The organism is Bacillus ectoiniformans (assembly GCF_016908875.1).
Classification (GTDB): domain Bacteria; phylum Bacillota; class Bacilli; order Bacillales; family Domibacillaceae; genus Bacillus_BX; species Bacillus_BX ectoiniformans.
In genome coordinates this window covers 13,471-26,115 of record NZ_JAFBES010000019.1, presented here as the reverse complement: position 1 = coordinate 26,115, position 12,645 = coordinate 13,471, and the positions used below count along the sequence as shown (strand labels likewise).

General features: G+C 42.0%; 7 protein-coding genes. All 7 read left to right on the top strand.

Translation table 11 applies throughout. The annotated features are described in order from the left end of the window. Window positions 1–226 precede the first annotated feature (226 nt). The 7 genes from rpoB to tuf all read left to right on the top strand — a co-directional run bounded on the left by rpoB (window position 227) and on the right by tuf (window position 12,335). Window positions 227–3,781, top strand: a complete 3,555-nt coding sequence (rpoB, locus tag JOC78_RS16340) for a DNA-directed RNA polymerase subunit beta (RefSeq protein WP_204558136.1) — start codon at window positions 227–229, stop codon at window positions 3,779–3,781. A gap of 99 nt (window positions 3,782–3,880) precedes the next feature. Continuing rightward, window positions 3,881–7,474, top strand: coding sequence for a DNA-directed RNA polymerase subunit beta' (gene rpoC, locus JOC78_RS16335; protein ID WP_204558134.1), 3,594 nt, complete (start codon window positions 3,881–3,883; stop codon window positions 7,472–7,474). Window positions 7,475–7,609: 135 nt separating this feature from the next. After that, the gene (locus tag JOC78_RS16330; protein WP_204558132.1) at window positions 7,610–7,861 is read left to right on the top strand and encodes a 50S ribosomal protein L7ae-like protein; all 252 of its coding nucleotides are present in this window, start codon (window positions 7,610–7,612) and stop codon (window positions 7,859–7,861) included. Window positions 7,862–7,956: 95 nt separating this feature from the next. Then, window positions 7,957–8,379: a 30S ribosomal protein S12 gene (gene rpsL, locus JOC78_RS16325; protein ID WP_204558130.1), complete on the top strand. Its 423-nt coding sequence runs from the start codon at window positions 7,957–7,959 to the stop codon at window positions 8,377–8,379. 41 nt (window positions 8,380–8,420) lie between these two features. Next, on the top strand, window positions 8,421–8,891 hold the full coding sequence (gene rpsG / locus JOC78_RS16320; protein WP_204558128.1) for a 30S ribosomal protein S7: 471 nt from the start codon (window positions 8,421–8,423) through the stop codon (window positions 8,889–8,891). Between the two features lie 48 nt (window positions 8,892–8,939). After that, the gene (gene fusA / locus JOC78_RS16315) at window positions 8,940–11,018 is read left to right on the top strand and encodes an elongation factor G (RefSeq protein ID WP_204558117.1); all 2,079 of its coding nucleotides are present in this window, start codon (window positions 8,940–8,942) and stop codon (window positions 11,016–11,018) included. 129 nt (window positions 11,019–11,147) lie between these two features. Next, window positions 11,148–12,335 carry an elongation factor Tu gene (gene tuf, locus JOC78_RS16310; protein ID WP_204558115.1) on the top strand — a complete coding sequence of 396 codons (1,188 nt, stop codon included), beginning with the start codon at window positions 11,148–11,150 and terminating at the stop codon, window positions 12,333–12,335. Window positions 12,336–12,645 lie beyond the last annotated feature (310 nt).

Below are 12,645 nucleotides of genomic sequence, written 5' to 3'. Positions count from 1 at the left end.
AGTATTGGAAAATGCCAATATAATATTTGTGCCCATTTTTCCTAAAAACCTTATAAATGTATATATTTTGGTTAAAATGGAAACAACTATAAAATAATAGTTCATCATGTGAAAAATGAGGTTTTCTTTGAAAAACCCTTTTTCTTTTTGTCTTATAGATTAGACTGGCTGTCTGCTATAGACATAATATACGCAATTAATACGCTTGATTTGAGGGGTGAATCAGTTGACAGGTCAACTAGTTCAGTATGGACGACACCGCCAACGCAGAAGTTATGCACGCATTAGCGAAGTTTTAGAATTACCAAATCTTATTGAAATCCAAACATCCTCCTACCAATGGTTTCTTGATGAGGGCTTAAGAGAGATGTTCCAAGACATTTCTCCAATTGAAGATTTCACTGGTAATCTTGCATTGGAATTTATCGATTATAGTCTTGGAGAACCGAAATATCCGGTCGACGAGTCTAAGGAGCGCGATGTAACCTATTCAGCTCCGCTTCGAGTGAAAGTCCGTCTTTTAAACAAAGAGACTGGTGAAGTAAAAGACCAAGAAGTGTTTATGGGCGATTTTCCGCTTATGACAGAAACAGGAACATTCATTATCAATGGGGCAGAACGTGTTATCGTTTCTCAGCTTGTCCGTTCACCAAGTGTGTATTATAGCGGAAAGCTTGATAAAAACGGTAAGAAGGGCTTTACTGCTACTGTTATTCCAAACCGTGGAGCATGGCTTGAATACGAAACAGATGCAAAAGATATTGTATATGTTCGTATTGACCGCACACGTAAAATGCCAATCTCGGTTCTTTTACGAGCTCTTGGGTTTGGCTCTGATCAAGAAATCATCGATCTAATCGGCGATAATGAATACATTCGCAACACACTTGAAAAAGACAACACAGAGAGCACAGAAAAAGCATTAATCGAAATTTATGAGCGTCTTCGCCCAGGCGAGCCGCCTACAGTTGAGAATGCTAAAAGTCTCTTGATCTCACGTTTCTTCGATCCAAAACGCTATGATTTAGCGAGTGTTGGACGCTACAAAATGAATAAAAAGCTTCATACGAAGAATCGTTTATTCGGTCAGCGTTTAGCTGAAACATTAGCCGATCCTGAAACAGGCGAAATTATCGCTGAAGAAGGTACGCTATTGGACCGCCGTGCTTTAGATAAGATTATTCCTAATCTTGAAAGTGGCGTAGGCTTTAAAACGTACCGTCAAACGGGCGGTGTAGTCGAAGAAGATATCGTAGTTCAATCTATTAAAATTTATGCGCCAAACAGCGAAGAAGAACGAGTAATCAGTGTTATCGGAAACGGATTCCCGGATGTAGATGTAAAGCATATTACACCGGCTGATATTATTTCCTCCATTGGCTACTTCTTTAACCTTCTTTATGGTGTAGGAGATACAGATGATATTGACCACTTAGGAAACAGACGTCTTCGTTCTGTAGGCGAGCTGCTTCAAAACCAATTCCGTATCGGTTTATCCCGTATGGAACGGGTTGTTCGTGAAAGAATGTCTATTCAAGACACTAACACGATCACACCTCAGCAATTGATCAATATTCGTCCTGTTATTGCATCCATTAAAGAGTTCTTCGGAAGTTCTCAGTTATCTCAGTTCATGGATCAAACAAATCCGCTGGCTGAGCTTACACATAAACGACGTTTATCAGCACTAGGTCCGGGTGGTTTAACGCGTGAGCGCGCTGGTTTTGAAGTGCGTGACGTTCACTACTCTCACTATGGGCGTATGTGTCCGATTGAAACACCTGAGGGACCAAACATCGGATTGATCAACTCATTGTCTTCTTTTGCAAAAGTAAACCGTTTTGGTTTTATCGAAACACCTTACCGCCGCGTTGACCCTGATACGGGGAAAGTAACAGAGCGTATTGATTACTTAACTGCAGACGAAGAAGATAACTATGTAGTTGCCCAAGCGAACGTTCCTTTAGATGAAACAGGTGCCTTCCTTGAAGAGGAAGTCGTCGCTCGTTTCCGTGGTGAAAACACCGTTGTCAAACGCGAACGTGCGGATTACATGGACGTATCACCGAAACAAGTAGTATCAGCCGCAACGGCTTGTATTCCTTTCCTTGAAAACGATGACTCCAACCGTGCGTTAATGGGAGCGAACATGCAACGTCAGGCTGTGCCGTTGATGCAGCCTGAGTCTCCGATTGTTGGAACAGGTATGGAGTATGTATCAGGTAAAGACTCTGGTGCTGCTGTGATCTGTAAGCATGAAGGAATTGTTGAGCATGTAGAAGCTCGTGAAATCTTGGTTCGCCGCATTCAAGAAGTTGATGGTCAAGAAGTGAAAGGTGATCTTGATCGGTACCGCTTGCAGAAGTTTATTCGTTCAAACCAAGGTACATGTTATAATCAGCGTCCAATCGTTGCTGTAGGAAACCGCGTAACGAAGGGCGAAATTCTAGCTGATGGACCTTCAATGGAACTAGGCGAATTGGCTCTTGGACGCAACGTAATGGTTGCCTTTATGACGTGGGATGGCTACAACTATGAGGATGCCATCATCATGAGCGAACGTCTTGTAAAAGATGATGTGTACACTTCTATTCATATCGAAGAATACGAATCAGAATCACGTGACACTAAATTAGGGCCAGAGGAAATCACTCGCGATATCCCTAATGTCGGTGATGATGCATTAAGAAACTTAGATGACCGCGGAATTATCCGTGTCGGTGCAGAAGTGAAAGACGGAGACCTGCTAGTGGGTAAAGTAACGCCTAAGGGTGTAACAGAATTGACAGCAGAAGAACGCCTTTTACACGCGATCTTTGGAGAGAAAGCTCGTGAAGTTCGTGATACATCACTTCGCGTACCTCACGGCGGAGGCGGAATCGTTCTTGATGTTAAAGTGTTTAATCGTGAAGATGGAGATGAACTTCCTCCAGGTGTGAACCAGCTGGTACGTGTTTATATTGTTCAGAAGCGTAAAATCTCTGAAGGGGATAAGATGGCCGGACGACATGGTAATAAGGGTGTAATTTCTCGTATTCTTCCGGAAGAAGATATGCCTTACCTGCCAGATGGAACGCCAGTTGATATCATGTTAAACCCTCTAGGTGTACCTTCTCGTATGAACATCGGTCAGGTGCTTGAATTACATTTAGGTATGGCCGCTCGCTACCTAGGCATGCATGTAGCAACACCTGTATTTGATGGTGCTACAGAGGATGACGTTTGGGAAACAATCGAGGAAGCTGGTATGTCCAGAGACGCGAAAACTGTACTTTATGATGGACGCAGCGGAGAGCCATTCGATAATCGTGTGTCTGTAGGGATCATGTATATGATCAAACTTGCTCACATGGTTGATGATAAACTTCATGCTCGTTCAACTGGACCTTACTCATTAGTTACGCAGCAGCCACTTGGCGGTAAAGCTCAATTTGGCGGTCAGCGTTTCGGTGAGATGGAGGTTTGGGCTCTTGAAGCATATGGTGCAGCTTATACACTTCAAGAAATCCTTACTGTTAAATCCGATGATATTGTTGGTCGTGTGAAAACATATGAAGCGATTGTCAAAGGCGAGAATGTTCCTGAACCTGGCGTTCCTGAATCATTCAAAGTATTGATTAAAGAGCTTCAAAGTTTAGGTCTAGACGTGAAGATCATGTCTGATGACGACCAAGAAATTGAAATGCGCGATTTAGAAGATGAGGAAGATGCTCAGCAGGCTGATACATTAAATATCGCACCTGAGTCTAATGGTTCTGAAAAAGTCAGCTCAATGGAATAAACAAATAAGGCTAGTGCAACCGTGCAGGTTGCACTAGCTCTGATTAAATATAGTAAGCAAAATGGGTAAAACCTGTAGACTAAAAGGGAGGTAGGCCCCTTGCTAGATGTTAATAACTTCGAATATATGAAAATTGGTCTGGCATCACCAGATAAAATTCGGTCTTGGTCTTATGGGGAAGTAAAAAAACCAGAAACGATCAACTATCGTACATTAAAACCTGAAAAAGACGGTTTGTTCTGTGAACGTATTTTTGGCCCGACAAAAGACTGGGAATGTCATTGTGGGAAATACAAACGTGTACGCTACAAAGGTGTTGTGTGTGATCGCTGTGGTGTAGAAGTAACGAAGGCCAAAGTACGCCGTGAGCGTATGGGGCATATCGAATTAGCTGCGCCTGTTTCACATATCTGGTATTTCAAAGGCATTCCAAGCCGTATGGGACTTGTTCTAGATATGTCTCCTCGTGCGCTGGAAGAAGTCATTTACTTCGCTTCTTATGTAGTAACAGAAGCTGGTGAGACGGCACTTGAGAAAAAGCAGCTTTTATCAGAAAAAGAATATCGTGCATATTACGATAAATACGGCAATAAATTCCAAGCATCTATGGGTGCAGAAGCGATCAAAAAACTTCTTCAAGATATCGACTTAGAAAAAGAAGTAGAAGTCTTAAAAGAAGAATTAAAATCTGCTCAAGGACAGCGCCGTACAAGAGCGATTAAACGTCTTGAAGTAATTGAAGCATTCCGTCACTCTGGCAATGATCCTGATTGGATGATCCTAGATGTACTTCCGGTTATTCCTCCAGAATTGCGTCCGATGGTTCAGCTAGACGGCGGCCGCTTTGCCACGTCTGACTTAAATGATCTGTACCGTCGTGTGATTAACCGTAACAACCGCTTAAAGCGTTTGTTAGACCTTGGAGCACCTAGTATCATCGTTCAGAATGAGAAACGTATGCTTCAAGAAGCGGTTGATGCACTTATAGATAATGGCCGTCGCGGCCGTCCGGTAACAGGACCAGGTAACCGTCCGTTAAAATCACTTTCACATATGTTGAAAGGTAAACAAGGCCGCTTCCGTCAAAACTTACTTGGTAAGCGTGTTGACTACTCTGGCCGTTCAGTAATTGTTGTTGGACCTAACTTAAAAATGTATCAATGTGGTCTTCCTAAAGAAATGGCGCTTGAGTTATTCAAGCCATTTGTTATGAAGGAGCTAGTTGAAAAAGGTTTAGCTCATAATATTAAGAGCGCTAAACGTAAAATTGAGCGAGTTCAATCCGATGTTTGGGATGTACTTGAAGAAGTCATCAGAGAGCATCCGGTATTATTGAACCGTGCACCGACACTTCACCGTTTGGGTATCCAAGCCTTCGAACCTACATTAGTAGAAGGGCGAGCTATTCGTCTTCATCCGCTAGTATGTACGGCTTACAATGCCGACTTTGATGGTGACCAAATGGCGGTTCACGTACCGTTATCGGCAGAAGCTCAAGCAGAAGCACGTATGCTGATGCTAGCTGCTCAGAACATCCTTAACCCTAAGGATGGAAAACCAGTTGTAACTCCTTCTCAAGATATGGTACTAGGTAACTATTACTTAACACTTGAGCGTGAAGGGGCAATCGGAGAAGGAATGATTTTTAAAGATACAAATGAAGCTCTCTTGGCTTACCAAAATGGCTATGTGCATTTGCATACACGTGTAGCTATTGCCGCTTCTTCTTTAAGTAATCAAACTTTCACTGATGAACAGCGCAAGAAACTTTTAGTCACAACAGTAGGAAAGTTAATCTTTAATGAAATCTTACCGGATTCTTTCCCTTATATTAATGAGCCGACAGGTACTAATCTTGAGGTTGAGACACCAGCAAGATACTTCATTGAGCCTACTGCTGATGTAAAAGAGCATATTAAAAATCAAGAAATCGTATCTCCATTTAAGAAGAAAATTCTTGGAAATATCATTGCTGAAGTCTTTAAACGCTTCAAAATTACTGAGACATCTAAAATGCTTGACCGTATGAAAGATTTAGGATTTAAATATTCTACTAAAGCCGGTATCACAGTAGGTGTTGCAGACATCGTGGTATTAGGAGAGAAAGAACAGATCCTAAAAGAAGCTCAAGTGAAAGTAGATAATGTCCTTAAGCAATTTAGACGTGGTTTAATCACTGAAGAAGAACGATATGACCGTGTTATTTCGATCTGGAGTGCAGCTAAAGATATTATCCAAGGCAAATTGATGGCATCCCTTGATAAGCATAACCCGATCTTCATGATGAGTGACTCTGGAGCGCGTGGTAACGCATCTAACTTTACTCAGCTTGCGGGTATGCGAGGACTAATGGCCAACCCGGCTGGACGAATCATTGAGTTGCCGATCAAATCAAGTTTCCGTGAAGGATTAACCGTATTGGAATACTTTATCTCTACGCATGGTGCTCGTAAAGGTCTTGCCGATACAGCCCTGAAAACGGCCGATTCAGGTTATCTGACTCGTCGTCTAGTAGATGTTGCACAAGATGTGATCGTCCGTGAAGATGATTGTGGAACAGATAGAGGTCTATTAATCGGTTCAATCAAGGATGGAACTGAAATAATCGAAGCGCTGGAAGAACGACTTATCGGCCGTTATTCTAGAAAAACAATTAAACACCCTGAAACTGGTGAAGTGCTAGCAGTTGAAAACGACTTGATTGATGAAGATTTAGCGAAAGTTATTGCTGATTCTGGTGTTGAACAAGTTTGGATTCGCTCAGCGTTCACTTGTAACACTCGCCACGGCGTATGTAAAAAATGTTATGGCCGCAACCTTGCTACAGGTCAGCAAGTGGAAGTCGGAGAAGCTGTTGGTATCATCGCAGCTCAATCGATCGGTGAGCCAGGTACACAGCTTACAATGCGTACGTTCCATACAGGCGGGGTAGCAGGAGACGATATTACACAAGGTTTGCCTCGTATCCAAGAGCTGTTTGAAGCCCGTAACCCTAAAGGTCAGGCTGTCATCTCTGAAATCAACGGTACAGTGACTGCAATAAACGAAGGGCGCGACCGTCAGCAAGAGATTGTCTTGCAAGGCGAAGTGGAAACTCGTACTTATACAGTACCTTACACTGCTCGTTTGAAAGTTGCGGTCAGCGATACAGTTGAACGAGGACAAGTGCTAACTGAAGGTTCTATCGATCCGAAAGAGTACTTGAAAATCAAAGATGTAAACTCTGTACAGGAGTACTTATTGAGAGAAGTTCAAAAAGTATACCGTATGCAAGGGGTAGAAATCGGAGATAAGCATATTGAAGTTATGGTACGCCAAATGCTTCGCAAAGTGCGTGTAATGGATGCAGGGGAAACGGATGTATTGCCAGGAAGCCTGCTTGAAATTCACCAATTTAGAGATGCGAATGAAAAAGCATTGCTAGAAGGACGTACGCCTGCGACAGGCCGCCCGGTACTTCTTGGTATTACAAAAGCTTCACTTGAAACAGATTCATTCCTATCTGCGGCATCGTTCCAAGAAACAACACGTGTTCTTACAGATGCAGCGATCAAAGGAAAGCGTGACGAGTTACTAGGTCTGAAAGAAAATGTTATCATCGGTAAACTTGTTCCAGCAGGAACAGGAATGCAGAGATACCGCAAATCAGAACCAGTATTAGCTGTTTCTGAGTCAACAGTAACTGTAGAGTAAATGATCATTTTATCGGTGCCGGAGTAACTTCCGGTTCCGATAAATTTTTTATGAATGTTGGTTGACATTAAAATATGAAAATGATACTATAATCAAGGTGCTCCTATGAACTTTGTTACTTTGGAGGATATAGCAATGTCTTATGATAAAGTAGCACAGGCTAGAAGTTTAAAAGTAGGAACAAAACAAACAGTGAAAGCTATTGAAGCAAATAAAGCAAAAGAAGTAATTGTTGCCGCGGATGCCAGTCCGTTAATTGTTCAAAAGACAATTGATCTAGCTGAGCAAAATGCAGTGCCAATCACTTATGTGGATTCTATGCGAAAGCTGGGAGAAGCATGCGGAATTGATGTCAAAGCAGCCGCTGTTGCTATCATTTATGAATAATGTTTTTGCAGGCATCTGCAAAGACTTTGTTTTTAACCTAAAATGACCCACCTGGATGTGTGGTCTTAAAGAAAAAAGGAAGGGAGGACATTTACATGCCTACTATTAACCAGTTAGTGCGTAAACCTCGTAAATCAAAAACAACAAAATCTAAATCACCAGCACTTAACAAAGGGTACAACAGTTTCAAGAAATCTCAAACTGATGCTTCGTCTCCACAAAAGCGTGGCGTTTGTACTCGTGTTGGTACTATGACACCGAAAAAACCGAACTCAGCATTACGTAAATATGCCCGTGTTCGTTTAAGTAACGGTATCGAAGTAACTGCTTATATTCCTGGTATTGGCCACAACCTTCAAGAGCACAGTGTTGTCTTGATCCGCGGCGGCCGAGTAAAAGATTTACCAGGGGTACGTTATCACATCGTACGTGGAGCGCTTGATACTGCGGGTGTTGAAACTCGTAGACAAGGTCGTTCTAAATATGGAACTAAGCGTCCTAAAGAAGCAAAAAAATAATTCAAAAATAAATTTTACAACAATTGAAAGGAGGAAATCATATGCCACGTAAAGGTCCTGTAGCGAAAAGAGACGTACTTCCAGATCCAATGTACAACTCTAAGCTAGTTACTCGTCTAATCAACAAAATGATGGTTGACGGTAAAAGAGGTAAATCACAAGCCATTCTTTACGCATCATTTGATATTATCCGCGAACGTACGGGTAATGATCCTATGGAAGTATTTGATCAAGCACTAAAAAACATCATGCCAGTATTAGAGGTAAAAGCACGCCGTGTAGGTGGAGCTAACTACCAAGTACCAGTTGAGGTTCGTCCTGAGCGCCGTACTACTCTTGGTCTTCGCTGGTTAGTAAACTATTCTCGTCTTCGTGGTGAGAAAACAATGGAAGAGCGTCTTGCTGCTGAAATCCTTGATGCTGCTAACAACACTGGCGCATCTGTCAAGAAGCGTGAAGACACTCACAAAATGGCGGAAGCTAACAAAGCATTTGCTCATTATCGTTGGTAAGATTTAAAAAAATAAACTAACTTTCAATAAGGAAGGAGAAATACATTCATGGCAAGAGAGTTCTCCTTGAATAATACTCGTAATATCGGGATCATGGCTCACATTGATGCTGGTAAAACGACAACGACTGAACGTATTCTTTACTATACTGGTCGTATTCATAAAATTGGTGAGACTCACGAAGGTGCGTCTCAAATGGACTGGATGGAGCAAGAGCAAGAGCGTGGTATCACAATCACTTCTGCTGCAACAACTGCTTCATGGAAAGGTCACCGAGTAAACATCATCGATACACCTGGACACGTAGACTTCACAGTTGAAGTTGAACGTTCTTTGCGTGTACTTGATGGAGCAGTTGCTGTACTTGATGCTCAATCTGGTGTTGAGCCTCAAACTGAAACTGTTTGGCGTCAAGCTACTACTTATGGAGTTCCACGTATCGTATTCGTTAATAAAATGGATAAAATCGGTGCGGACTTCTTATATTCAGTAGGAACAATTAACGATCGTTTGATGGCTAATGCTCATCCGATTCAGCTTCCAATCGGTGCTGAAGATGAATTTAGCGGAATCATCGACTTAATTGAAATGAAAGCTACTTTCTACGGCAACGATCTTGGTACAGAAATCGAGCAAGGTGAAATCCCTGCTGATTACAAGGACCAAGCTGAAGAGTACCGTGAAAAGCTAATTGAAGCAGTAGCAGAATTAGATGAAGATTTAATGGAGAAATACCTTGGTGGAGAAGAGCTGACGAACGAAGAAATCAAAGCTGCGATCCGTAAAGGTACAATCAACGTTGAATTCTTCCCTGTATTATGTGGAACTGCTTTCAAAAACAAAGGTGTACAATTAATGCTTGATGCAGTAATTGAGTATCTTCCTGCTCCAACAGATGTACCAGCAATCAAAGGTACTCTTCCAGACAGTGAAGAAGAAGTAACTCGTCCTTCAAGTGACGATGCTCCATTCTCAGCACTAGCATTTAAAGTAATGACTGACCCTTATGTTGGTAAGTTAACATTCTTCCGTGTGTACTCAGGTGTTCTTAACTCTGGTTCATACGTTCAAAACTCTACAAAAGGCAAGCGTGAGCGTGTAGGACGTATCCTGCAAATGCATGCAAACTCTCGTGAAGAGATTGCACAAGTATATGCTGGTGATATCGCTGCTGCTGTAGGTTTGAAGGATACAACTACAGGAGATACACTTTGTGACGAGAAGAGCCTAGTTATTCTTGAATCAATGGAATTCCCTGAGCCGGTTATCTCTTTATCTGTTGAGCCTAAATCTAAGGCTGACCAAGATAAGATGACAACTGCCCTTCAAAAACTTCAAGAAGAGGATCCAACTTTCCGTGCAGAGACAAACCAGGAAACTGGCCAAATCATCATCTCTGGTATGGGTGAGCTTCACCTTGATATCATCGTTGACCGTATGCGTCGCGAATTCAAAGTAGAAGCAAATGTTGGTGCACCTCAAGTTGCTTACCGTGAAACGTTCCGCGCATCTGCGTCAGTTGAAGGTAAGTTTGCCCGTCAATCTGGTGGACGCGGACAATTCGGACATGTATGGATCGAATTCTCGCCAAACGAAGAAGGCGCTGGCTTTGAATTTGAAAACGGTATTGTCGGTGGGGTAGTTCCTCGTGAATATATTCCTGCTGTACAAGCTGGTCTTGAAGATGCATTGCAAAACGGTGTAATTGCTGGCTATCCGGTAATTGACGTTAAAGCAAGACTATTTGATGGTTCATACCATGATGTAGACTCCAGTGAGATGGCATTTAAAATTGCTGCCTCAATGGCGCTTAAAAATGCCGTTTCCAAATGTTCTCCAGTTCTACTTGAGCCAATGATGAAAGTAGAAGTAGTAATTCCTGATGAGTATCTTGGCGATATCATGGGTGACATTACTTCTCGTCGTGGACGTGTAGAAGGTATGGAAGCACGCGGTAACGCACAAGTAGTTCGTGCATTCGTTCCACTTTCAGAAATGTTTGGTTATGCTACTTCACTTCGTTCTAACACTCAAGGTCGTGGAACTTATTCTATGCACTTTGATCATTACGAAGAAGTACCAAAATCAGTTTCTGAAGAAATTATCAAAAAAAATAAAGGTGAATAATTGATTTATACTACTTAATCAAGTATAAATACTATTGTAAGCCTTGGAAGTTTGAAGGAAGGTGCAAATCTTTCTTCAAACTTCATATAAAAATACTTAACTTTTTATAAATCAAAGGAGGATTTCCTAATGGGTAAGGAAAAATTCGATCGTTCCAAAACACATGCGAATATTGGTACAATTGGTCACGTTGACCATGGTAAAACAACTTTAACAGCTGCAATCACTACAGTTCTTGCTAAGGCAGGCGGCGGTGAAGCACGCGCGTACGACCAAATCGACGCAGCTCCAGAAGAGCGTGAGCGTGGTATCACAATCTCAACTGCACACGTTGAGTATGAAACTGCTACTCGTCACTATGCACACGTTGATTGCCCAGGACATGCTGACTATGTTAAAAACATGATCACTGGTGCAGCACAAATGGACGGCGGTATCTTAGTAGTATCTGCTGCTGATGGTCCAATGCCACAAACTCGTGAGCACATCCTTCTTTCTCGTCAAGTAGGTGTTCCATACCTAGTAGTATTCTTAAACAAATGCGACATGGTTGATGACGAAGAACTACTTGAATTAGTTGAAATGGAAGTTCGTGACCTTCTTTCTGAGTACGATTTCCCTGGAGATGACATTCCTGTAATCAAAGGTTCTGCTCTTAAAGCTCTTGAAGGCGAAGCAGAATGGGAAGAAAAAATCGTTGAACTAATGAACGCAGTTGACGAGTACATCCCAACTCCAGAACGTGACACTGAAAAACCATTCATGATGCCTGTTGAGGATGTATTCTCAATCACAGGTCGTGGTACAGTTGCTACTGGACGTGTTGAGCGTGGACAAGTTAAAGTTGGTGACACAATCGAAATCATCGGTTTAACTGAAGAGCCTAAATCTACTACTGTAACTGGAGTAGAAATGTTCCGTAAGCTTCTTGATTACGCTGAAGCTGGTGACAACATCGGTGCCCTTCTTCGTGGTGTATCTCGTGAAGAAGTACAACGTGGACAAGTACTTGCTAAACCAGGTACAATCACTCCACACACTGCTTTCAAAGCAGAGGTTTATGTTCTTTCTAAAGAAGAGGGTGGACGTCACACTCCATTCTTCACAAACTACCGTCCTCAGTTCTACTTCCGTACAACTGATGTAACTGGTATTTGTAACCTACCTGAAGGCGTAGAAATGGTTATGCCTGGTGACAACGTTGAAATGACAGTTGAACTTATCTCTCCAATCGCGATTGAAGAAGGTACTAAGTTCTCTATCCGTGAAGGCGGCCGTACTGTAGGCGCTGGCGTTGTAGCTTCAATCCAAAAATAATAACATTTTCAAAACCGGTAAATGAGAAATCATTTGCCGGTTTTTTTATTGCTTTAAAAATCTAAAGTAAATAATCAAACGAGAGGATCATTTGAAATCAACTTCCTAGAAAACTTGAATTAATCATAAAAAGTATGTATAATAGTAAAAGTGTGCTGGAGAAATAAAATTTATTTAAAACAGTTGCATTCGTTTTAAAAACCATGTATAATTAACAATGTTGGTTTTTGACAGCGATGATGTGGAAGGTTGCTGACACACCCGGCCGCTTTGCCATGGCGAGTGTCGTTAGGATATTTCCGCGGAGAAT

Coding starts and splice junctions, on each gene's coding strand:
- rpsL (WP_204558130.1), top strand. CDS start 7,957: ATGCCTACTATTAACCAGTTAGTGCGTAAACCTCGTAAATCAAAAACA.
- JOC78_RS16330 (WP_204558132.1), top strand. CDS start 7,610: ATGTCTTATGATAAAGTAGCACAGGCTAGAAGTTTAAAAGTAGGAACA.
- fusA (WP_204558117.1), top strand. CDS start 8,940: ATGGCAAGAGAGTTCTCCTTGAATAATACTCGTAATATCGGGATCATG.
- rpsG (WP_204558128.1), top strand. CDS start 8,421: ATGCCACGTAAAGGTCCTGTAGCGAAAAGAGACGTACTTCCAGATCCA.
- tuf (WP_204558115.1), top strand. CDS start 11,148: ATGGGTAAGGAAAAATTCGATCGTTCCAAAACACATGCGAATATTGGT.